Source organism: Flavobacterium johnsoniae (assembly GCF_030388325.1).
Classification (GTDB): Bacteria; Bacteroidota; Bacteroidia; order Flavobacteriales; family Flavobacteriaceae; genus Flavobacterium; species Flavobacterium johnsoniae_C.
On record NZ_CP103794.1, the window covers coordinates 3204997 to 3227914 of the forward strand.

Consider the following 22918-nt stretch of genomic DNA (forward strand, 5'->3'; position numbering starts at 1 on the left):
CCAGCTGTTTTTACAGCGGGGTCAATTCTACGTTTATGTAATTACTACATCACTGAAAGTTTATTTAATTCAATCGTGATGTGTAATTTAAAGAAAACTTTCTTTTCTGCTTTTTTAATAATTGTTCCATTTCTGCTTTATTCACAAGTAGTTACTGATAGTTCTCGGGTTTTAAAAGAAGTAATTTTAAAAGGAAAACCGTATCAGGAAGTTATTCCTGTACAAAGTCTTTCGGGTGTTCTGCTCGAAAAATTGGCAAGCCATAATGTTGCCGATGCACTTCGTTATTTTGCCGGAACTCAAATCAAAGATTATGGTGGTGTTGGCGGTTTAAAAACCGTTGATGTTCGTAATATGGGAACGCATCATGTTGGTGTTTTCTATGACGGAGTTCAACTCGGAAATGCCCAAAACGGCGTTACAGATCTCGGAAAATATTCGCTTGACGATATGGAATCTTTGACGATGTATAATGGACAAAAAAGTGAAATTTTTCAATCGGCTAAAGATTTTGCTTCAGCTTCAGCAATCTATTTACGAACAAAACGTCCTGTTTTTGTGGGTTCAAAAAAGACAAATCTTCTCGTTCGTTACAAAACAATGTCTATCAATTATCATGATCCTTCTTTTAGATGGGAACAAAAATTGAGCGATAAAGTTAGTATGAGCGTCAGTTCAGAGTACATTAAATCGAACGGACAATACAAGTTTAGATACAAAAGAAAAAATCAAGACGGAAGTGTGGCTTACGATACCACCGCAACGCGATGGAACAGCGATATTGAAGCTTTACGATTTGAATCTGGTGTTTACGGAAAAATAAATAAAGGTACTTGGGACGCCAAAGTTTACTATTATGATTCTGAAAGAGGCGCACCAGGTGCAATCGTAGAGAATAAATTTAGAGACGGATTCAGACAATTTGACAAGAATTTTTTCGGACAGGCTTTTTTAACGAAAGATGTTTCTGAGAAGTACAAATTTCAAATTAAAGGAAAATTCGCTTACGATTACACGCATTACATTGCCAGAGATACGACGAACGTGTTAGGAGAAACCGTAACCGAAGGTGCGCAATCTGATGATAGTTATTTTCAGCAAGAAGCCTATTTTTCTGCCGTAAATATGTACAGCATTTTACGCACTTGGGATGTTTCGCTGTCAACCGATTTTCAATACAATAAATTAAATGCAACGAGGAGAGGAATCGAAACGCAATTTTCTTTTCCGCAGCGTTATTCTGCTTTAGTTTCTCTTGCCACTTCTTATCGATATGAAGGTTTTAAAGTTTTAGGAAATGTGCTTGCAACCCGCGTTATCGAAGAAGTGAAATACAATGCCAAAGCGCCCAATAAAACCGAAATGACGCCTGCTTTATTTCTTGGTTATACGCCTTTCAAAAAATACGATTTCAATTTAAGAGCTTTCGCAAAACGAATTTTCAGAATGCCAACTTTCAATGATTTGTATTATACAATGGTTGGTTCTAGTACTTTACGACCAGAATATATGAACCAGTATGATGTTGGTTTTACGTTTAATTTCCCCGTAAGGGAAAGCTTTTTTGACAAATTTTCGATTCAAGCAGATGGTTATTATACCAATACAAAAGACAAAATTGTAGCCGCGCCGACAGCAAATTTATTCCGATGGATGATGACGAATATCGGACAAGTAAAAGGAAAAGGAATTGAAACGGTTGTAAATATGGCAACGCATTTTGATAAAGTATATCTAACAGCAAATCTAACCTATACGTATTCTAAAAGTCAGGATTTCACCAAAATTTCAGGTTTAGAAATGTCTTCTTATGGCGATCAGATTCCTTACACGCCTTGGCACAGCGGTTCTGGAATTTTAAATGCAGGTTATCAATCTTGGAACTTCAACTACAGTTTTATTTATGTTGGAAAACGCTATAACGGAAACGTCAATAATATCAAAGTAAATGAAGTACAACCTTGGTACACGCACGATTTGGCAGTTCAGAAAGCATTCACTTTTAATACTTATAAATTGAATGCAACTGTTGAAGTCAATAATGCATTCAATCAGCAATATGAAGTGATTTACAATTATCCGATGCCCGGAAGAACATTCAAATTTATAATTGGTTTTGAGTTATGAAAAGGAACATTATAAAAATAGTATTTAGCTTATTTATTATCTCTTCTCTAGTTTCTTGCAGAGAAGATGAAACCGTTTTTCTTTCTTCAGATGTGAGTGTCGCCGCACCGAGAAGTGATGGAAATATTGAAGGTTTTTATCTTCTCAACGAAGGGAATATGGGAATGAACCGAGCGAGTATTGACGTTTTTAATTACAGAACAGGAAATTATACAACCGATGTTTATTCTGAAAGAAATCCAAATGTTGTAAAAGATTTGGGCGATGTTGGAAACGATATTCAGATTTATGGAAATAAAGTCTATGCCGTAATTAATGTTTCGAACAAAGTAGAAGTTTTAGATAAATGGACAGCAAAACGAATCACGAAAATTGATATTCCGAATTGCCGTTATGTGACTTTTTATAAAGACAAAGCATATGTGAGTTCGTATTCTGGACCAGTTGCGATTAATCCGAATGCTGAAATTGGTTTTGTTGCCGAAATTGATACGACTTCTTTAGAAATAAAAAGAAAAGTGAATGTTGGTTATCAGCCTGAACAAATGGTCGTTCATAACGGAAAATTATATGTTGCGAATTCTGGCGGTTATCGTGTGCCAAATTATGATAGAACTGTTTCGGTAATTGATTTAGAAACATTCACAGAAATAAAAAAAATAGACGTCGGCATCAATTTGTATAGTATGGAAATTGACAGTCGCGGTGATATTTATGTGAGTTCAAGAGGAGATTATTATAACACGCCATCGAATCTTTTTGTAATTGATACCAAAACAGACGAGAAGAAAATGCAACTCGATATTCCTGCTTTAGGAATGTGTTTGGTTGATGATCTGCTTTATTATTACAGCGTTTCGTGGAGTTATCTAACGAACAGCAATAAGATTACGTACGGAATTTTTGATACCAAAACCAAGAAAATAATCAGCGATAAAATTATTACCGACGGAACCGACAAAAAAATCATGATTCCGTACGGACTTCAGGTAAATCCAGAAACCAAAGAAATCTATATTACCGATGCTCAAAATTATGTCGTAACGGGATATATCTATTGTTTTACGCCCGATGGAAAATTAAAATGGAAAACTACAGCAGGAAATATTCCCGCGCATATTGCTTTTAAAACCAAAAAATAAAAATATGAATCAAAGATTTTTTAAATACTGTCGATTATTAGCATTTGCTTTTTTGACGATAATCCTTGTGAATTGTTCAGGCGGGAATGACGGAAGTGAATCGGGTGGAGAAGAACCGCAAACTAGCGAGTATAAAACAAATCGCTTTTCGATTGTTATTTTGAATGCAAAAACAAATGCCAGTGCAAATGCGGTTTACAATTGGACAATTGAAAGTGTTTCTTCAGAAAATTATTCTTTGGTTAATACAACTTCAAAAGAAGCTTTGTTTGCGGCGTCGGCAGAAGGAACTTACATATTCAATATCGCAATTACAGATAAAGGAACTACGAAGAATCAGAAAGTTACAGTTGTAGTCACTACAGAAACTTCAGAGTTAAAAAGTTATATCTCACAAGTATTCGAATTTAAACCAGCGCCAGGACAATTTGTAAATGATCTTCCCGTGGCAAATGACGGCGATTCGGCTGATCGAATTTTGACGAGAGCGAATTCGTATTTGGCAAAGAAAAACGGTGATCTTATTTCGCTTGGTGCATTTGGTGGTTATGTAGTTTTTGGTTTTGATCATAGCATTGTAAACTTAAAAGGCAGACGTGATTTTAGAGTTTTAGGAAATGCTTTTTGGGCAGATGCCAATCCGAATCCAAATTCGGGATTGAGAGGCGGAAGCAGCGAAGCAGGCGTAATTATGGTTTCGTACGATAAAAACAAAAACGGACTTCCAGATGATGAATGGTACGAAATTGAAGGCGGAGGACATAAAATGGAAAAGACGATTCGCAATTATGAGATTACGTATCATAGACCAGATCCGAATAAAAAACCCGTTCCAGGTGGCGGAACCGGAACTGTACTTTTTACCGATTTAGAATATATCTATTGGAAAGACAATCAAGGAAAAGAAGGTTATCTGGCGCAAAATAATGCGTACAATCATTCGCTTGAATATTGGCCAAAATGGCAAAAAGACCAAGCAACAATTACTTTTAAAGGAACAAGATTACCAGATAATGCTGTGGACGAAAGCGGAAACGGAAGTTATTTTGTTCAATATGCCTTTTTATACGGTTATGCCGATAATGCTCCAAACAACGACGATGAATCTGCAATTGATATTGATTGGGCAATTGACAGTAGTGGGAAAAAAGTACAGCTTCCTGCAATAGATTTTGTAAAAGTTTACAATGGCTTAAATCAGCAAGCGGGATGGCTTGGCGAAACTTCAACCGAAATTATGGGCGCAACCGATCTGCATCTTTTAGGAGAAAATATTCCAACCAGATAAAATTCACAAGTATCAAATCAATTTATTATAATCAGTTTATGAAAAAAAAAGTTACCCAATTTTTATTGCTCGCATTTGCATTTGCCTTTATCGGATGCAGCAGTGATGACAAAGATGAAAATGCGAATGCAATTAACATTACGCTTCAGGAAAAGTATGAAACGCCAACATTTACGGTTTTAGATATTACAGCTTCAGATGCTGGTGCAACGGCAAAATACGAATGGATTATGACTAAAAATCCAGTAAATCAAGTAACAGATTCTGTTGTTGGAAATACGAAAGATTTACGATTTACAGCGATTTATGCGGGTTCTTATGAATTTACATTGAATGTTACAGCCGACAATAAAAAAGGAACAAAAAGTACGATTATTAATGTAAAGAATGAAGTTACCAATTACAGTCCGTATATCACGCGCATTTTTGATTTTGATCCTGCACCAGGAATGTTTGCCAATGATATTTACAAAGACGGAAACACGAAAGAAGATGTAGTAAAAACGGCATTAGGAAGAATTAATGAAACTAATGTTGGCTATTTATTGGATTTAGGTGGTTTTGGAGGTTCTATTGTAGTAGGTTTCGATCATACTGTGGTAAATGTTCCAGGTATAAGTGATTTTAGAGTTTATGGAGGAGATGTTTCAAATCCAACGGGAACAAAGGCAAATCCACCCGCACCAGGATTAATTTTTGTGGCTTACGATAAAAACAAAAACGGAAAACCAGATGCAGATGAATGGTATGAAATTATCGGAAGTCAGCATGCTAAATCTACAACTGTAAAGGATTTTAAAATTACTTATAAGAAAAAAGCAGTAGGAGAACCTTTAGTAACTTCAAGTGCTCTTTGGACAGATTACGAACATGTTTATTGCGAAAATAGTAAAGGAGAGAAATATTATCTGCCAAGACCAAGAGGTAAAAAAGAATTTTATCCTTTATGGGCATCACAAACTTCGGTGAGTTATGAAGGATTAAAACTAGATGTAGATTTTAAAACAGCTCGAGCGGGACAGACAACACTTTGGTATTCAACGCCTCCAGAATGGGGTTATGTAAATGCTATAAATCCAGATATTGATATTGACTGGGCGGTAGATAAAAACGGAAATAAAGCTAATCTTCCAGGAATCGATTTTATAAAGGTAGTCAATTGTGTGAGCGAGCCAATGGGACTTTGCCAGCAACAATCTTCAATGGCAACTGTATTTGCAGGCGCAGGAGATCTTCATATAGTAAAAAAATACAATTTAAAAACACGCAAATAAATAAGACCATGAAAAAGTTTTTAAAATATAGTTTAATCTTAACCACTCTTGCGTCTTTTTATTCTTGCAGTAATGACGATTCAAAACCAGAAGAAATTGTAGAGGTTAAAGATCCTGTAATTGCAATAAAACTAGCTTCGGACTTTGCAGTACAAAAATATAATGTGGCAGAAATAGCACCAGAAGTTACAATCGAAAATGGTGAAGGAAAAACAACAGCATATCAATGGTCAGTTAAAGTTACGGGCAAAGATGGAGTTGCAAAAGATTCGATCATTGGCGACAGCAAAACATTATTATTTATAACACCAAAAGCTGCCGATTATGTTTTGGATTTTAAAGTTACCGTAGATAAAATTGTGAAACAAGCTTCTACAAAAGTTACAGTTTCAGAAACTGGAAAAACTTATACAGCAAAAGCGTTAAAACTTATCGAATTTATACCTGCTCCAAGCTTTCTTATGGATAGTTATACTACAAAAGAGGAAGCTTTACAACAAGCGCAAATTAGTATAAATGAAGGAGGTTCTATCAATTTAGGAACTTTTGGAGGATATATTGTCACAGCTTTTGATCATACCGTCGTAAACACATTCGGTAAACGTGATTTTGTTGTTCAAATGGCAGCAAGTACTGCAACCGTTAAATATTCTCCAGTAAGTATAGCTGTTGCTTATGATGCTAATAAAAATGGTATTGCCGATGAAAATGAATGGTATGAAATTGCCGGAAGTGAACACTATAAATCGACCACGGTTAAAAATTATGAGATAACATACAAAAAGCCTAACACGACCGCGAGTCCGGTAACAGGTACAGCTTCTTGGCAGTACGATACAGCATATCTTCCTTGGACAGATAACAAAAATGGTTCTGGAACAATCACAAGAACAAATAACCGCAGAAGAAATAATTATTATCCTTCGTGGGCAGGAGATTCTTATACTTTAAAAGGAACAAAATTATTTATACCAACAAAAGATGTTAGTGATGGCGCAGGAACGGCGTACAACGTTGGAACTTTTGATTGGGGTTACGGCGGTATAAAAGATTCTTCAATAGATATTTCTTGGGCTGTAGATAAAGACGGTAAAAAAGTGCATTTACCAGGAGTTGATTTTGTAAAAGTTTATGTGCCAACTTTTACAGCATTAGGAGCCAATGATTTACTAACGAGCATTTTTCAGGAGGTTTCAGATTTGAATTTTCCAAAACAGTAAAAAGATTATTAACCCTAAATTTTATAAATAATGAAAAAAGTAGTTTATTTTTTGACCTTAGGTCTAATGCTTGGATTTTCATCCTGTAGTAATGATGATGATGTTTTAAATAATGAAAGCGCTAATTCAGCACTTAAAACAACATCTAAAACTGCAAAAACAGCTGTTACAGATCCTTCAATTGGAAGTACGACAACACTTAATTTAACGAGCGCATTATTGAGCAGCGGCATAACCACAACAGGAGGAAAGTACTGGGAAAATACTTATGTTGCCAATACTAATTTAAATGTAGATATTTTTACTTTTTCGCATACAGGAACGTCGTCAGGTTATAATTATTGGGACGGATTTATTGTTTCTAATGTAAATGATATTACAGATTATGGTTCTGGTACAGGTCCAGGCGGATCAGACGGATGGGTGCCTCATCAATGGGGAAATATGGCAGGAAGCGGTTTCGGATCTTCTTCTACCACTTCAGCAGGAACACCAGGAACGCCTGGAGATCCATATATTGTGGCTTATTGGTCTAGTTACTTAGATCCTGTTTCTCCACAAGGAAGTACTTTTTCTGAGTCAGGATTTTCTAATTGGATTAAAATTGGAAATACTGGAGTGTACAAAGTTGAAGGTTTAAAAATCAACATGCATCCTTGGCCTTATTACGGCTGTTTATATGGAGACGGATTTGCTCAGCCTTTTACTTCAGGAGATCATTTCGAATTATTGATTTATGGTGTTGATGAAAACGGAACAATTACAAACCCTGTAACGCAGACTTTGGCAGATTACACAGGTTCGTCTTTGGTTATGCCAACGGGTTGGGTAAGTGTTGCAGCAAATAAACTTCAAGCTTTAGGAAACGTTCAATATCTTGTTTTTCAAATGGCTTCAACAGATTCAGATCCGATTTATGGGATGAATACGGCGGCTTATTTCTGTTTAGATAAACTTTCGGTTAAACGAATGTATTAATTTAAAATTGCCATAACATATTTAAAAAATCCCTTTTTGCTATTTTAGTAAAAAGGGATTTTTCAATTAAAAAGATTATTATATTTACTCTTAAAAGCGGTAAATATGAAAGCAATGATCATTGGAGCAACTGGCGCAACAGGAAAAGAATTAGTCAATTTATTATTAGAAAATAATGACTATTCTGAAGTCTGCATTTTTGTTAGACGTTCTACAGGTAAATCACATCCAAAATTGACAGAGCATGTTATTGATTTTTCTAAACTCGATTCTTATAAAAATTTGATTAATGGAGATATTCTTTTTTCCTGCTTAGGAACAACTTTAAAAGACGCTGGTTCAAAAGACAATCAATGGAAAATCGATTTTGACATTCCAGCGCAATTTGCTGCTATTGCCAGAGAAAATCATGTAAATTCTTTAGTTTTAGTTTCATCTTACGGAGCTTCATCAAAAAGCAATGTTTTTTATTCTATGATGAAAGGAAAACTGGAAGAAAATATAGAGAGTCTTCATTTTCCGCAATATATTATTTTCAGACCAGGTCCGCTTATTCGTGAAGGTTCAGATCGTTGGGCAGAAAAAGTTTCGATAAAACTCATAAAAATGCTGAATACAATTGGTCTTTTTAAGAATCTGAAACCCATTTCAACCGCATTTTTGGCATCCAAATTAGCAAAAGCACCGAAAGAATTTTCAACAGGAAAAATAATTCTTGAACTTAATAAAATTCTAAAGCTTTAAATTAAAAATCAGTTTTTAACTTATTATAAATCAGCCTCTTTACAAATATGTGAAGAGTTTTTTTTGTATATTTGAATTGTTATTTTGTTGATTATTAATAGTTTAATGATGATTTGTGATGAAAATGAAAACTACTTTTCCAACAGATTCAGCCGAATTGTTTTTAACAGATGGCGGACTCGAAACTACTTTGGTTTTTCTACAAGGTTTTGATCTTCCTTTTTTTGCTGCTTTCGATATTTTGAAACATGAAAAAGGCTACAACGCTATTAAAGATTACTACAGACGATATTTGGAAATTGCCAAGAAATACAAAACCAATTTTATTTTAGAAAGCCCAACTTGGCGTGCAAATCCAGATTGGATAGAAAGAATTGGATATTTTCGGCATCAATTACAAGAGTTAAATGAAAAAACTGTAGTTCTTTTACAAGGTTTAAAAACAGAATTTAAAAATGATATTGAAACCATTTTAATAAGCGGTTGCATTGGTCCGCGTGGCGATGGTTATGTTCCAGAAAATTGTATGACAATTGAAGAATCAGAAAATTATCATGCTGAACAAATAAAAGTTTTAAGTCAAATTTCTGTAGATTTAGTTTCGGCTATAACCATGAATTATGTAGAAGAAGTTATCGGAATTGTAAAAGCCGCTGAAACCTTCAATTTGCCTGTTGTTATTTCGTTTACAGTAGAAACAGACGGAAAACTTCCAACAGGAATGAGCCTAAAAGAAGCTATTGAAACAGTCGATAAAAGCGTAAATATTCCTCCACTGTATTACATGATAAATTGTGCGCATCCAACACATTTTCAAAAAGAGTTAAACGAAAACGAAGATTGGGTTAAACGAATAAAAGGTTTGAGAGCAAATGCTTCGTGTAAAAGTCATGCGGAATTAGACGAATCGACTGTTTTAGATCGCGGCGAACCCGCAGAATTAGGAAAAGAATACAAGAACTTAAAAGGTTTATTTCCTCATTTGAATGTTTTCGGAGGCTGTTGCGGAACCGATGAAGAACATATTTTAGAAATTGTCGGTCAGTTAAAAAGTTAGTTTCATTTTATAAAAACAAAAAATGCTTTTTGATTTGGTGAAAAAATAATACTATTCTGATAATCAAACAGGTTTTAAGCAAAATAAGAGATTTTTGCTGATTTTGCCTTATCTTTGCGCACTTACCTACTTAAGAAATGAGAGATTACCCCATTCCAGAAAATGAGCTGCAGCGTTTAGCAGCTTTAAAACGTTACAATATCCTTGATACACTTCCCGATAATGCTTTTGACGATGCCACAAAACTGGTTTCTTATATCTGTGGCGTGCCAATTGCACATATTTCTTTTATAGACGAGACAAGACAATGGTTTAAATCTGAAATTGGAGTAGGAGTTTCTGAAGTTCCGCGTGAAATCTCATTTTGCAACTACACGATTTTGGATACGAAAATGGTCGAAATTAATGATACTCATTTAAACGACACTTTCAAGGACGATCCTAATGTAACGGGCGGCTTTAATGTTCGTTTCTACGCAGGAGTGCCGCTTACGACTCCAGACGGATACAATATCGGAACTTTGTGCGCAGTAGATCATGTAGTAAAAGAACTAGATGATAATCAGCGAAATGCACTTTCTATTGTGGCAAAACACGTTATGGCGCAATTAGAATTGGGTACAAAAAATTATGAATTATATACGCAAAGACAAATTGCGGAACGTGCAGTTTTGGCAAAAGATAATTTCTTAGCCAATATGAGCCACGAAATCAGAACGCCATTAAATGCTATTATTGGTTTTACAGATCTTTTGGCTCAAACAGATTTAGATGATGTTCAACAAGATTATATTGACAGTGTACAAGTTGCTGGAGAAAATCTGCTTATTATTATCAATGATATTCTGGATCTTTCAAAAATAGAATCTGGAAATCTAACTATAGAATCGGAACCTTTTAATCTGAAAAGAACACTTAAGCATGTCTATAATTTATTGAAAGTTAAAGTTCATAAAGATGTTGAGTTTAATCTTTATTTAGATGCCGATATGCCAGATAATGTTATTGGCGATCAAGGAAGATTGAACCAAATATTGGTTAATTTAGTTGGTAACTCTCTTAAATTTACTCAAGAAGGCGAAGTAACTGTTTCTGTGAAGAAAGTAGAGGAAAGTGATGATAAGTACAAACTTAGATTTTCTGTAAAAGATACTGGAATCGGAATACCAAAAAATAAACTTAAAACTATTTTTGAACGTTTTACGCAAGGTGAAGAAAGTACAACCAGAACGTTTGGAGGCACAGGACTTGGACTAAATATTGTAAAACAATTGGTAGAATTGCATAAAGGAGAAATTCACGTAAAAAGCGAACTCAATCGCGGCTCAGAATTTTTCTTTTTCCTAACTTATAAAAAAGCTGCCACTCCAAAAACAACAGTAAAATCGATATCTAAGAACGATCTTGGAAGTTTAAAAATTTTGCTTTGTGAAGATAATGCTCTAAATCAGAAATTAGTAAAAAGTGTTATTGAAAATTTTGGTTTTGAATTAGATACGGCTTCAAATGGAGATGAAGGCATAGAACTTTTATCTCAAAACAAATATGATTTAGTTTTAATGGATCTTCAAATGCCAGTAAAAGATGGCTACCAAACTACAGATTATATTAGAAATCAGATGAATTCTTCGGTACCGATTATTGCCATGACGGCACATTCTTTGGTTGGAGAACAAGAACGCTGTTATAAAGAAGGAATGAATGGTTACGTGCCAAAACCTTTTAAACAATCTGTACTCTTAAAAGCAATAAAAGCGGCAATGACAGAAGATTTTACAATTGAAAAGAAAAGAAGAATAGATTTTTCTTTTTTAGATGAAATGGCTTGTGGAGACGAACAATTTAAAAAGGAAATGATTCATCTTTTCTTAGAAAAAATTCCGAATCAAGTAGCAGAATTAGAAGAAGCTTTTAAAAACAACAATCACGATAGTGTAAAAAAACTGGCTCACAATATGAAGTCAAGTTTAGATATTTTTATGTTGGAAGATTTAAGCAAATGTGCTTCAATAATTGAAGAAGAAGCTTCAATGAATCAATTTTCTACAGAAATTCTAGATAAGATAAATTATTTAAGCTGTGGAATTGCTGAGGTCGTTAAAATTTTAAAAGAACTATGATAAAAGAGAAATAAGCAATAGCTTTACAATTCTGACGTTATAATTAAATTTTTGCCCCAAGTTTAAAATTTTAAAAAATGAGAATAATTTTAGCCGAAGATAATGACATCCTACGCAAATCATTATCTTTTTTCTTAGAATCTAAAGGATTTAGTGTTGACCAGTTTTCGGATGGCAAAGATGCACTCGAAGCCATTGAAAACAATACCTACAATCTAATTCTTACCGATATTAATATGCCTGGCATTAGCGGAATGGAAATTACGCAATATGTTAGAGAAACACTCAAATCGGATATTCCAGTTATTATATTGACTTCTTCTGGTGTAGAACAAACTGAGCTTGACTCTTTTGATATTGGCGCCAATGAGTTTATTGCTAAACCAGTAAGTCCGGCTGTTCTTTTAGTGAGAATCAATAAATTACTAAATACACGCGCGTAATGAAATCCATATATTATTTTATCTGCCTTTTATTTATTTCTTCCGTTGCCATTGGTCAGGAAATCAATGTTGATGAAACTTTAACTGCCGTAAAACGAGAAGTTGAAAAAGAAAACTACGACAAAGCTTTATCTCTCATAGAACCTTTACGTGCCAAATATCCTCAAGATGAAGATATTCAAACCTATACAGCAAGAATTTATAGCTGGAAAAAAGATTATAAAACGGCAATCAAAATTTTGTTGCCATTGACAGATCGAGTTAATCCGAATCCAGAAGCGCTTCAAGCGATAATCAATGTTTATTTTTGGTCTGAGAATTATGAGAAATGTAATTTATATTGCGATAAATATCTAGCAATAGATCCGAAATCTGTCGAAATCTTAAAAATTAAAGCAACTTGTCTAGAAAAACTAAATCGCGATCAAGAAGCTTTAGAATTGATAGAAAAAGCCTCTTTTGCAGACAACAGCACGCAAGCATTTAAAGGAATTAGAACCTTAATTGGACGTAAAGCAAAAAATGCCGTTTCTGTTTCTTATTTGAATATCTCGACTTCAGATCCTGGTCAATCTCCATTTCATTACGGTTATGCTGAGTATTCGCATAAATTCAGCAAATCTGCTATTGTAGGAAGGGCAAACATCGGAAATGTAAGCAATGAAACGCAAATGCTATTTGAAACCGATTTCTATCAAACCTTTTCGAATAAAAGTTATCTATATGCAAATGCAGGAGTTTCTACAGGAGAAACGATTTTCCCAGTAGCAAAAGCGGGGTTAGAATATTATTTTAAACCCTATAAAAAATTTGAATATTCACTCGGAGCAAGATTTATGCATTTTGATACCGACGATATTACTTTGGTAACGGGTCAGCTTTCTTATAATCCAGGAATTTACTCTTTTGCTTACAGACCATATTACGATACTTCAAACGAATTATTTTCTCATGTTTTAAGTATTCAAAGAACAAATGAAGAAAAAGAACGAATCATTAGATTAGAACTTCAATACGGAAATGTACCTTATTTGTATCTGTATAATAATTTTACGCAGCCTTTAAAAGCGTATCGAATCGGAGTTCAATACCAACATCGAATAGGCGAGTCTTTTTTTGTTCGTCCCATTTTTCTTTATGAAGACGAAGAATATATTCCCGGACAATATAGAAATAGATTTAATGTACAGTTAATTGTAACGAAACGTTTTTAATATGGAAAACCTTTGGGAACTATATAAAAGCGGAGAGTGGGAAATACCTTTTCTCACATTTTCAATATATTTGTTTGTATCGGCTTCATTTATCTTTTACCTTATAATTGTTGCAAGTAGAAATCGAAACATTAAAAGAGAAAAACTCAGACTCGAATACAATGTTTTGATTGAAAAAGTATTGTCTTCTATAATTTTTGAAGATGTACTTTATGCTGAAATCAAAAATGATAAAAATTTCATGGTGCTTTTTGACACCAGTTTTTTCAGAGAAGTTTTAACAGAAACGCTTATCAATCTTCATAAAAATTACGAAGGCGTTTATGCGCAAAAACTAGAACAATTTTATAAAGATTCAGGTTTAATAAAGGATTCATTTAAAAAACTGAAAAGCTTTAATTGGGAAATTAAATGCAAAGGAATTACAGAATTGGCAGAGTTTAATATCAATGAAGCTTTTGATCAGATTATTGCTTGCGCTAAAGCTCGAAACAAAACTTTAAAAATTACTGCTATAAACGCTGGAATTAAATTAGAAGGAACTAAAGGAATTACGCATTTAACAGAACATACCGATATTATTGACGAATGGACGCAGGTAAATATTATAAGCGCCTTTAAAAAACACGATATCGGCGATACAAAAGGTGTTGAACTTTTATTAGAATCACAAAATACAACAGTGGTTTCTCTTGGATTGAAACTTATAAAAGAATTGAAACTGACACAAAAAGTTCCTTTTGTTGCAGAATTAAGTACAAAGGCTCCAAATACAAGTATAAAATATGAAGCGCAAAGTGTTTTACAAGCGTTAACAATATAAATAGTAAAGAATGACTTTTTTTAATACAGACATAACATGGTTTTTAGATGTGTATATTCTTTTCATATTGGGATATGCTATTCTAATTATGTCTTCGTACTTAATATTGGCTTACCTTTCGCAAAAAGAATTAAGAAGTTATCTAAAGAAAAATAGCTTTGTAGATTATGAAGTGCTTCTGACAAGCGAATTTGCTCCAAAACTTTCCCTGATTGCGCCCGCATATAATGAAGGTTTTACGATTGAAGAAAATGTAAAATCTTTACTTTCATTAAATTATAATAATTATCAAGTTATTGTAGTTAATGACGGAAGCAAAGATAATTCGATGGAAATCTTAATTAAAACATACGATCTTGTTTTGACAGATTTAGATATTCATCCTAAAATTGAAACCAAGAAGATAAAAGGAATTTATACTTCAAGAAATGCTGCTTTTAAAAAATTAATTGTGGTAGACAAAGAAAATGGAGGTAAAGCCGACGCTTTAAATGTTGGATTAAACATCGCACAAAATCCTTATGTAGTTTGTATTGATGTGGATTGTATTCTCGATAAAGATTCGCTTTTAAAATTGGCAAAACCGTTTTTAGAATCTCAAGGAAAAAGAATTATTGCAACTGGAGGCGTTGTTAGAATTGCCAATCAATGTGTGATTAAAAATGGTCGTTTGGTTGAGGTAAATATTCCAGATGTAATGTTGCCAAGAATTCAGGTTTTAGAATATTTAAGAGCTTTTCTTTTAGGAAGAATGGCGTGGGGGAGATTAGACGGACTTTTATTAATTAGTGGCGCTTTTGGTGCTTTCGATAAAGAAATTGCCATTTTATCGGGCGGTTACAGCACAAAAACAGTCGGCGAAGATATGGAATTGATTGTGAGAATGCGTCGTTATATGCTTGAAAATAAGTTGCCTTATGCTGTAAGTTATATTCCAGATCCTTTGTGTTGGACAGAAGCTCCAGAAGATTTCAAGATATTCAAAAAACAAAGAAGCCGTTGGATGAGAGGAACAATCGAAACACTTAGTTTTCACAAAAAAATGTTCCTTAATCCAAAATATAAACTTTTAGGAATGTTGAGTGTTCCGTATTGGACATTGTTTGAATTTCTAGCGCCAGGTATCGAATTTATTGGACTTGTAATAACCGTAATTTTTATAATTTTCGGATTATTAAATTGGCATTTCTTTTTTCTTATGTTGCTATTTGTTTATTCTTTTGCCGTTTTCTTTTCTGTTATTGCATTATTTAGCGAAGAAAGAACGTATCATAAATACCCAAAACAAACCGATTTTTTCAAGCTTTTAATGGCCGCGTTTATAGAGCCAATTTATTTTCATCCGCTTACGGTATATTCGGCTTTAATTGGTTATAAAGAAAAAATTATGGGAACTAAAGGCTGGGGCGAAATGACTAGAAAAGGTTTTACTAAGAAGTAAAATTAAAACTTAAATTCTTTTAGGAGAAAGCGCCAATAATAACATACCAAGTCCCATTCCAACAATTAATCCTCTAGATAAATCAGATATATTTACAAAGTGTGGAATAATTAATGAAGCTGCGATAATGAAAATTCCAACGGATAGCAGCATCAGCGATTTTTTGGATGTTATTTTTTCCATTTTTAATAATTTAAGGTGGATAGTTTTGAGCTTTATTTTATAAATATATTAAAAAAAAATGAAAAAAGCCAAATCAATTTTGATTTAGCTTTTTTTTAAGTATTTGATTATCTATTTTTTAATCTAAATCTGTTCTCAATATCGCGCCTGTACTGGCATTTGTTACCAATGCTCTATATTGCAAAAGCCATTTAGAATTTAACGTTTTTTTCAATGGTTTGAAAGCTGCTTTTCGTTTGGTTATTTCTTCATCGGTTAAATTTACAGACAAAATATATTGATCAACGTCAATATGAATTTCGTCTCCATCTTGAACCAAACCAATCATTCCGCCTTCTGCCGCTTCTGGAGAAACATGCCCGATTGAAGCGCCTCTAGTTGCACCGCTGAATCGTCCGTCGGTAATTAAAGCGACAGAACTTCCTAATCCCATTCCCATAATTAAACTGGTTGGAGAAAGCATTTCCTGCATTCCTGGTCCGCCTTTTGGACCTTCATAACGGATTACGACTACATTACCTGCTTTTACTTTCCCCATCATAATTCCGGCAATAGCTTCGGCTTGACCGTCAAAACAAACCGCGCTTCCTGTAAAAACACGATCTCCAGTTAAACCTGCCGTTTTAATTACAGCGCCTTGTTCGGCAAGATTTCCATACAAAATTGCCAAACCGCCAACTTTACTGTACGGATTATCAATAGTATGAATGATGGTTGTGTCTTTGATTTCTGCATTGGCAATTTTCTCCAATAAAGTTTCTCCGCCAATAGTCAGATTATCAATTAAAACGCCAGAACCTCTTTTGTTTATTTCTTTCATTACAGCATTTACACCGCCAGCTCTATTAATATCTTCCATATGAACGGTGCTTAAACTTGGCGAAATTTTAGCAATATGCGCAACATTTCCAGAAATAGTATTAATGTCTTGCAGTTTAAAAGCAACATTTGCTTCATTTGCAATCGCAAGCATGTGTAAAACAGTGTTTGTACTTCCGCCCATTGCCATATCAACTGCAAAAGCATTACGAACTGCATTTTCATTCAAAATATTTTTCAGTTTGAATTTTTCTATCGCTTGCTGATCTTTTGCAATATCGCAGATTCTTTTCGCTGCCTGACGATACAATTGTTCACGTTCTGGAGTTTGAGCCAGAATAGTTCCGTTTCCGGGAAGAGCAATTCCCATTGCTTCCATTAAAGTATTCATAGAATTTGCGGTAAACATTCCAGAACAGCTTCCGCCGCTTGGACAGGCGTTGCATTCAATATCGTATAATTCTTCGTCGGTTATTTTTCCTGCTTCGTGTTTTCCAACTGCCTCAAACGCAGAAGCTAAATCAATTGCAGTTCCGTTTTTGGTGTATCCTTTAGACATTGGTCCGCCGCTTACAAAAATAGTCGGAACATCAACACGTAAAGCACCCATAATCATTCCTGGAACAATTTTATCGCAGTTCGGAATGGCAATCATCGCATCTAGTTTATGAGCATTCATAACACTTTCGATAGAATTAGCTATAATTTCTCGGCTAGGAAGCGAATACAGCATTCCGTCGTGTCCCATTGCAATTCCGTCGTCGATTCCGATGGTATTAAATTCAAACGGAACGCAACCATTGGCACGAATTTCTTCTTTAATTATTTCTGAAACTTTGTTTAGGAAAAAATGTCCCGGAATAATTTCAATAAAAGAATTGGCAACACCAATAAAAGGTTTGCTGAAATCTTCGTTTTTTAAGCCAGTTGCACGCAATAGCGATCTGTGAGGCGTTCTCTGAACGCCTTTTTTTACTTCATCACTTCTCATGATAAAAATGTTTTTTTAAATGTTGTGTTTTTGTTTTTGCAGTATGTTAGATCTGCGATTTTATTCTGCTTAATGTTTCGGGAGAAATATTAAGATAGGAAGCAAGATTGGCATTAGATAATCTCTGAATGAGTTCGGGATTGTTTTTTAAAAGACTTCGATAACGTTCGGCGGCGTTTTGTGTTAGTAAACTGTTGAGTTTAGAAGTGATAACTGTTAAACCGTATTCTAAAATATAAATATACATTTTGTCCCATTGCGGAATAGTTTTTCGAAGTCTAAAAAAATCTTCATAAGAAATAGCCAAAAGTTCGGACGTTTCAACGGCTTCAATATATTCAACACTCGGTTCTCTCGAAATAAAACTGACAATTGAAGTTAGAAATGTTCCCTCAAACGCCATAAAACGAGTTGCAATAGCATGATCTTCTGTGCTGTAATAAAGTCTTAAACAGCCTTTATTTATAAAAAATATTTTGTCTGCAACTGCACCGCTTTTAAGTAATTGTTCATTTTTCTTTGCTTGCACTAATTTAAAGCAGGAAAGAATAGAGTTCAAATCCTCATTTTTCAATTGTAATTTGCTCTGAATTAAAGCTTCAAGTTCACTCATCATCTCTCAAAAATTAATCATTATCAAAATTAAAGTTAATCGATGAAAAAAACATTGACGAATGTCAAAATCGTTTTAAGAATCAATATAAATAACTTTGCGTCTTAGCATCTTTGTGAGATTCTATTTTTAAGATTTTCTAATTCTTACTTTAAAAAATTGCTCGCAAAGTCGTTTAAATAGATTTTTATCCATAATGCTAAAAGCGAAAAAACAACTTTTGAAATTTGTTTGATAGATGAGTATTAAAAATGTTTAAAAAGGGATTTTAAATGCTCAGATTTTTTTTTAAATTTGTGAATAAGGAGTTGATAATTGACTCTTATAAATAAAGAAAAAATCAATAATGAGTACAAATTCAACTTCTTCAATAGCTTCTAATTTTCTTACTGATTTAAAGACACAAACTTCTGATTCTCATAAGAAATTAGAAGAACTTCCAGTTTCAATGTCAATAATGTCACCCGACATGAAAATCGAAGATTATACCTATTATTTAAGTTTAATGCACGATGTTCACAACGATACAGAAGGCTTAATTTTTCCTTTTTTCTCTAATTTAATTGATGATTTAGAGCAAAGAAGAAAGAAACATCTGATAGAGAATGATCTTTTGTATTTAAATTCGAATAAAACCAATTCAGAAAAAGTTTTTCAAACCGAAGGAATTTCAACTCCTTTTGCATTGGGAATTTTATATGTTGTTGAAGGTTCAACACTTGGCGGAAGATTTATTTTGAAAAACGTTTCTAAACTGCCTGAACTTTCAGGAGAAAAAGGTGTTTCATACTTTAACGGTTATGGAGATAAAACAGGAAGTTTTTGGAAATCTTTTCTGAATTTTCTAGCCGAATACGAACAAGAGCATAATTGCGGAGAGGAAATTATAGAAGGAGCAATATTTGCTTTTGATAACATTTATAAGCATTTTGACCGAAAGTAATAAAATGAAGATCAAAGATATAGTTAATCGCGATCTTGTTAACTTAACCAATTGCGAACATGAACCCATACATATTCCAGGTAAAATACAGCCGCATGGCTTTTTGCTTGGTATTACACTAAAATGGAAAATAGATTTCTGTTCAGAAAATGTTGCTTCTTATTTTGGGATTTCTCACACTGAGATGTTAGGCAAAGATTTTTCTGCAGTTTTTGGCATTACAGCCGAAGAAGAAATTTTAGCTTATACCAACGGAGATGAGTTTAGAGATGCTTTTCCTCTGGAAATTGAATTATTGGGGAAATTTTTTCAAATCAACATTCATAAAAGTGACGGAATTTACGTTCTAGAAGCAGAATTGCTTTTTGTTGATAGAGAAAAATTGGCTGATGCTTACAAACAAACGATTCAGTTTGTAAGTCAGATGAATAAAACTACTTCGCTTAAAGATTTGTGCGCACTTGTAGCACAGGGAACGCGAGAAATTACGGGTTATGACCGTGTAATGATTTATCGTTTTGATGAACAATACAACGGAGAAGTTTTTGCCGAAGATTGCCGAGAAGATTTAGAACCTTTTTTAGGCCTACATTATCCGCATACCGATATTCCTGCACAAGCTAGAGAATTATATATCAAAAATCTGTTGAGATTGATTGTTGATATTGATTATGTGCCAGTTCCCATTTATACTGTTGATGATAGAGAAGGAAAAAATCTTGATTTAAGTCTTTCTATTTTAAGAAGCACGTCGCCGATTCACGTAGAATACCTAAAAAATATTGGAGTTGGCGCAACATTGACAATTTCTCTTATTCACCATGGAAAATTATGGGGATTAATTGCTTGCCATCATTATTCAGAGAAAAATATATCTCCTGAAATTAGATTGGCGGCAAAACTTCAGGGACAGTTTATTACTTCTCAAATAGATATCAGACAATCTAATGATGAATATATTAGCGCTCAGAAAACGAATTTGGCATTAGAACAATTGACAAGTCTGGAACTTCCTGTTTTAAAAGAATCTATAGAAAAAATTGTAGAGGCTCGACAATTGTTAGAAATTGCAAATGCTTCTGGCGTATGTATTATTACCAGAGATAAAATTTATAAAAATGGTTTAACGCCATCTGATGAGCAAATTATTAGTTTAATCAGACAACTTAAAACTAAGGATATCGTTGATTTTTTTTCAACCAATAAAATTAGTGACCTTTTTCCGGAATTTGATGAAAACTCCAATTTTGCTGGAATTATTTACCATCCATTAGGAAACAATGGACATGTAGTATGGTTTAGGCCAGAAACAATTTCAGAAATTAAGTGGGGCGGCGATCCAGAAAAGAGAATTTTAAAAGACAGCACCGGACTTCATCCAGGAAACTCATTTAATATCTATAAACAAATTGTAAAAAACCAAAGTAGCAACTGGAAACAGTATGAAATTAATGCTACAATTCAATATACGCATACTTTGCATAATCAGCTTATTTTGATTATGTTAAGCGAGGAAGAAGAGAAATATCGTAACCAAAGCGAAATCTTAAAAGAAACCAATTCTGAACTTGAAAATATCAACTGGATTAGTACGCACGATTTGCAGGAACCTTTGCGTAAAATTCAATTGATAACTTCTAAAATGTTATCAGAAATTGATGTTATTTCTACAGAATCCATTTCAAATTCATTAGAAAGAGTTTCGAAATCTGCCAATAGAATGAGCGGTTTATTGGAAGACATTCTAAAATACACCAGAATAAAAAATACCAGAGAAACTTTGGTAGAAGTAAATCTGAATGAAATTCTAGAATCGACAATCAGAGAAATGAATGAAGTAATTCTAGAAAGTAATGCCGTAATTGAATCTGAAAAGTTACCAGAAGTTCACGCTATTGGATTTTTAATGAGACAGTTATTTGTAAATATTATTCAGAATTCGCTAAAATATTCCTCTCAAGAAAGATCGCCAAAAATTATAATTACGGCTTCTCAAGAACCTGTAATTGTACGTGATTTGTTTAAAGTATATTGCCATTGGGTTCGTTTCTCGGATAATGGAATTGGTTTTGAACCGCATTATGCTGAATCTATTTTTAAAATTTTTACCAGACTTCATACACAAGAACATTATACAGGATCGGGTATAGGTTTGGCATTATGTAAAAAAATTATGCAAGCCGTTGGCGGTGATATTAGGGCAGAAGGAAAACCAGGTAAAGGAACTGATATTATAATATATTTCCCTTGCGATCCTGAGGATACGCTTTTGCCTTTATAAATATTTTTTTCAACACATAGAACATAGATTTTTCTTTTACAAAGAGTTAATCGAAAGAAACTAGTTTCTAAAACATAGTCAACAATGTTTGTTTAAACAAGTGAAGCGCCTTTATTTATAATAGTGAGCTATGTTTCTATGTATTGAATAAATTTTTCGCTTATTGATTTAATCATATTTAATCTTTTTAAATCTGCGAGAAACACTAATATCTAATTTTTATCTGCGACAACTTTTATTTTAGATTTTTTAAAATTGACTTCAGAAATAATTGTGGCTGAAAAGATTAAAGTTCCTCCCAAAAGCAAACGCCACGTAAGATTTTCTCCTAAAATAAAAAAAGCACCGATTGCGCCAAAAACAGGCTCAAACAAATAAATTACAGCAACGCGCTCGGCAGATAAATAACGCTGTGAAATATTAGAAACCGTATACATAAAAGCGGTAGAAAATAAAGCACAATAAATAACACCAAGCCAGAAAGTATCACTTTTTGGAAACCATTCTGCATGCTGATCTGTAAATGCCAAACAAAAAGTAAACAAAGCACAAAACGAAAACATTGGCACAATCGAATACAAAAGATTCTTTGATAATGAATGTTTTTCAACCGAAATTAAATAAACAGCAAAAGCAAATGCGCCAGCAATAGTAAGCAAATCGCCGAAGTTTATAGTAAATTTTTCTTGTACGGCAATTATAAACAAACCAGTTAAAGCGGTCAAAGCCGCAATCCAAATTTTTAATGGCGTATTGGTTTTATAAAAAGCCAATTTCATCAACGGAATAATAATCACGGTTAATCCTGCAATAAAAGAACATTGTGAAGCACTTGTATATTTAAGTGCAACGGTTTGTAATTGAATACCTAAAAACATTGGTACAGCAAGAATAAAACCAGTTTTGATAGCTTCTAGATTCATGTTTTTAACGTATTTCCAAAAGACAATACTCAGAACAATTACAGCTAGAAAAAAGCGATAAAATAAAAAAGTGTTGGGCGAATAATCGCCAATTGCCATTTTGGTAATCGAATAGGAGATTCCCCAAAACGCAGTTCCGAGGATTAGTAAAAGCAGTAAAAGTTGTCTTTTTTTCATTTGTTGAAGCAATTATTGCTTTTTATAATTTGTGAAAAATATTAAAACACATAGAAACATAGGTTTTTCTTTTAAAAAGAGGCAATTGAAAGAAACTAGTTTCTAACACATAGCAAA

General features: G+C 33.6%; 19 protein-coding genes. 15 read left to right on the top strand and 4 right to left on the bottom strand.

Annotation, left to right across the window (positions count from 1 at the left end; genetic code table 11):
- The first annotated feature begins 78 nt into the window (after positions 1 to 78).
- From NYQ10_RS13940 to NYQ10_RS14000, 13 genes are all read left to right on the top strand, one after another.
- Entirely contained in the window at positions 79 to 2127 is a 2049-nt protein-coding gene (locus tag NYQ10_RS13940; protein ID WP_289876947.1) for a TonB-dependent receptor, read from the top strand.
- Entirely contained in the window at positions 2124 to 3269 is a 1146-nt protein-coding gene (locus tag NYQ10_RS13945; protein WP_289876948.1) for a YncE family protein, read from the top strand. Before NYQ10_RS13940 ends, NYQ10_RS13945 begins: the two co-directional genes overlap by 4 nt.
- Before the next feature lie 4 nt (positions 3270 to 3273).
- A complete protein-coding gene (locus tag NYQ10_RS13950; RefSeq protein ID WP_289876949.1) occupies positions 3274 to 4557 on the top strand; it encodes a cell surface protein in 1284 nt (427 codons plus the stop codon).
- 38 nt (positions 4558 to 4595) lie between these two features.
- On the top strand, positions 4596 to 5831 hold the full coding sequence (locus NYQ10_RS13955) for a PKD domain-containing protein (RefSeq protein WP_289876950.1): 1236 nt from the start codon (positions 4596 to 4598) through the stop codon (positions 5829 to 5831).
- A gap of 8 nt (positions 5832 to 5839) precedes the next feature.
- Positions 5840 to 7051, top strand: a complete 1212-nt coding sequence (locus NYQ10_RS13960) for a hypothetical protein (protein ID WP_289876951.1) — start codon at positions 5840 to 5842, stop codon at positions 7049 to 7051.
- 30 nt (positions 7052 to 7081) lie between these two features.
- Positions 7082 to 8029, top strand: coding sequence for a DUF4465 domain-containing protein (locus NYQ10_RS13965; protein WP_289876952.1), 948 nt, complete (start codon positions 7082 to 7084; stop codon positions 8027 to 8029).
- A 105-nt stretch (positions 8030 to 8134) separates the two neighbouring features.
- Entirely contained in the window at positions 8135 to 8773 is a 639-nt protein-coding gene (locus NYQ10_RS13970; protein WP_289876953.1) for an NAD(P)H-binding protein, read from the top strand.
- A 124-nt stretch (positions 8774 to 8897) separates the two neighbouring features.
- Complete coding sequence (locus NYQ10_RS13975; protein WP_289876955.1) at positions 8898 to 9830, top strand: homocysteine S-methyltransferase family protein; 933 nt, start codon at positions 8898 to 8900, stop codon at positions 9828 to 9830.
- 137 nt (positions 9831 to 9967) lie between these two features.
- The gene (locus tag NYQ10_RS13980; RefSeq protein ID WP_289876956.1) at positions 9968 to 11950 is read left to right on the top strand and encodes a GAF domain-containing hybrid sensor histidine kinase/response regulator; all 1983 of its coding nucleotides are present in this window, start codon (positions 9968 to 9970) and stop codon (positions 11948 to 11950) included.
- Positions 11951 to 12027: 77 nt separating this feature from the next.
- Positions 12028 to 12393 carry a response regulator transcription factor gene (locus NYQ10_RS13985; protein WP_289876957.1) on the top strand — a complete coding sequence of 122 codons (366 nt, stop codon included), beginning with the start codon at positions 12028 to 12030 and terminating at the stop codon, positions 12391 to 12393.
- Positions 12393 to 13607, top strand: a complete 1215-nt coding sequence (locus tag NYQ10_RS13990) for a YaiO family outer membrane beta-barrel protein (protein WP_289876958.1) — start codon at positions 12393 to 12395, stop codon at positions 13605 to 13607. Before NYQ10_RS13985 ends, NYQ10_RS13990 begins: the two co-directional genes overlap by 1 nt.
- Position 13608: 1 nt before the next feature.
- Entirely contained in the window at positions 13609 to 14430 is an 822-nt protein-coding gene (locus NYQ10_RS13995) for a hypothetical protein (RefSeq protein ID WP_289876959.1), read from the top strand.
- A gap of 10 nt (positions 14431 to 14440) precedes the next feature.
- On the top strand, positions 14441 to 15871 hold the full coding sequence (locus NYQ10_RS14000) for a glycosyltransferase family 2 protein (RefSeq protein WP_289876960.1): 1431 nt from the start codon (positions 14441 to 14443) through the stop codon (positions 15869 to 15871).
- Positions 15872 to 15880: 9 nt separating this feature from the next.
- On the opposite strand, the gene NYQ10_RS14005 is transcribed toward NYQ10_RS14000, so the two are convergent.
- The 3 genes from NYQ10_RS14005 to NYQ10_RS14015 form a co-directional block, all read right to left on the bottom strand.
- A complete protein-coding gene (locus tag NYQ10_RS14005; RefSeq protein WP_289876961.1) occupies positions 15881 to 16024 on the bottom strand; it encodes a hypothetical protein in 144 nt (47 codons plus the stop codon).
- Positions 16025 to 16172: 148 nt separating this feature from the next.
- A complete protein-coding gene (ilvD, locus tag NYQ10_RS14010; protein WP_289876962.1) occupies positions 16173 to 17864 on the bottom strand; it encodes a dihydroxy-acid dehydratase in 1692 nt (563 codons plus the stop codon).
- 46 nt (positions 17865 to 17910) lie between these two features.
- Positions 17911 to 18480: a Crp/Fnr family transcriptional regulator gene (locus tag NYQ10_RS14015; protein WP_289876963.1), complete on the bottom strand. Its 570-nt coding sequence runs from the start codon at positions 18478 to 18480 to the stop codon at positions 17911 to 17913.
- A gap of 343 nt (positions 18481 to 18823) precedes the next feature.
- Here NYQ10_RS14015 and NYQ10_RS14020 point away from each other — a divergent pair, with 343 nt between their 5' ends.
- Positions 18824 to 19420, top strand: a complete 597-nt coding sequence (locus tag NYQ10_RS14020) for a biliverdin-producing heme oxygenase (protein WP_289876964.1) — start codon at positions 18824 to 18826, stop codon at positions 19418 to 19420.
- A gap of 4 nt (positions 19421 to 19424) precedes the next feature.
- On the top strand, positions 19425 to 21701 hold the full coding sequence (locus NYQ10_RS14025; RefSeq protein ID WP_289876965.1) for an ATP-binding protein: 2277 nt from the start codon (positions 19425 to 19427) through the stop codon (positions 21699 to 21701).
- A gap of 212 nt (positions 21702 to 21913) precedes the next feature.
- Here the strand turns inward: NYQ10_RS14025 and NYQ10_RS14030 are convergent, their stop codons facing one another.
- Positions 21914 to 22801 (bottom strand): DMT family transporter, encoded by an 888-nt coding sequence (locus tag NYQ10_RS14030; protein ID WP_289876966.1) that lies wholly within the window; start codon positions 22799 to 22801, stop codon positions 21914 to 21916.
- Positions 22802 to 22918 lie beyond the last annotated feature (117 nt).

What these genes read in the sequence shown, in the direction of transcription:
- NYQ10_RS14020 (WP_289876964.1), top strand. Translation starts at nt 18,824, where the DNA reads ATGAGTACAAATTCAACTTCTTCAATAGCTTCTAATTTTCTTACTGAT.
- NYQ10_RS13975 (WP_289876955.1), top strand. Translation starts at nt 8,898, where the DNA reads ATGAAAACTACTTTTCCAACAGATTCAGCCGAATTGTTTTTAACAGAT.
- NYQ10_RS13945 (WP_289876948.1), top strand. Translation starts at nt 2,124, where the DNA reads ATGAAAAGGAACATTATAAAAATAGTATTTAGCTTATTTATTATCTCT.
- NYQ10_RS13940 (WP_289876947.1), top strand. Translation starts at nt 79, where the DNA reads ATGTGTAATTTAAAGAAAACTTTCTTTTCTGCTTTTTTAATAATTGTT.
- NYQ10_RS13980 (WP_289876956.1), top strand. Translation starts at nt 9,968, where the DNA reads ATGAGAGATTACCCCATTCCAGAAAATGAGCTGCAGCGTTTAGCAGCT.
- NYQ10_RS13995 (WP_289876959.1), top strand. Translation starts at nt 13,609, where the DNA reads ATGGAAAACCTTTGGGAACTATATAAAAGCGGAGAGTGGGAAATACCT.
- NYQ10_RS14000 (WP_289876960.1), top strand. Translation starts at nt 14,441, where the DNA reads ATGACTTTTTTTAATACAGACATAACATGGTTTTTAGATGTGTATATT.
- NYQ10_RS14030 (WP_289876966.1), bottom strand. Translation starts at nt 22,801, where the DNA reads ATGAAAAAAAGACAACTTTTACTGCTTTTACTAATCCTCGGAACTGCG.
- ilvD (WP_289876962.1), bottom strand. Translation starts at nt 17,864, where the DNA reads ATGAGAAGTGATGAAGTAAAAAAAGGCGTTCAGAGAACGCCTCACAGA.
- NYQ10_RS14025 (WP_289876965.1), top strand. Translation starts at nt 19,425, where the DNA reads ATGAAGATCAAAGATATAGTTAATCGCGATCTTGTTAACTTAACCAAT.
- NYQ10_RS14015 (WP_289876963.1), bottom strand. Translation starts at nt 18,480, where the DNA reads ATGATGAGTGAACTTGAAGCTTTAATTCAGAGCAAATTACAATTGAAA.
- NYQ10_RS13950 (WP_289876949.1), top strand. Translation starts at nt 3,274, where the DNA reads ATGAATCAAAGATTTTTTAAATACTGTCGATTATTAGCATTTGCTTTT.
- NYQ10_RS13955 (WP_289876950.1), top strand. Translation starts at nt 4,596, where the DNA reads ATGAAAAAAAAAGTTACCCAATTTTTATTGCTCGCATTTGCATTTGCC.
- NYQ10_RS13985 (WP_289876957.1), top strand. Translation starts at nt 12,028, where the DNA reads ATGAGAATAATTTTAGCCGAAGATAATGACATCCTACGCAAATCATTA.
- NYQ10_RS13960 (WP_289876951.1), top strand. Translation starts at nt 5,840, where the DNA reads ATGAAAAAGTTTTTAAAATATAGTTTAATCTTAACCACTCTTGCGTCT.
- NYQ10_RS14005 (WP_289876961.1), bottom strand. Translation starts at nt 16,024, where the DNA reads ATGCTGCTATCCGTTGGAATTTTCATTATCGCAGCTTCATTAATTATT.
- NYQ10_RS13990 (WP_289876958.1), top strand. Translation starts at nt 12,393, where the DNA reads ATGAAATCCATATATTATTTTATCTGCCTTTTATTTATTTCTTCCGTT.
- NYQ10_RS13970 (WP_289876953.1), top strand. Translation starts at nt 8,135, where the DNA reads ATGAAAGCAATGATCATTGGAGCAACTGGCGCAACAGGAAAAGAATTA.
- NYQ10_RS13965 (WP_289876952.1), top strand. Translation starts at nt 7,082, where the DNA reads ATGAAAAAAGTAGTTTATTTTTTGACCTTAGGTCTAATGCTTGGATTT.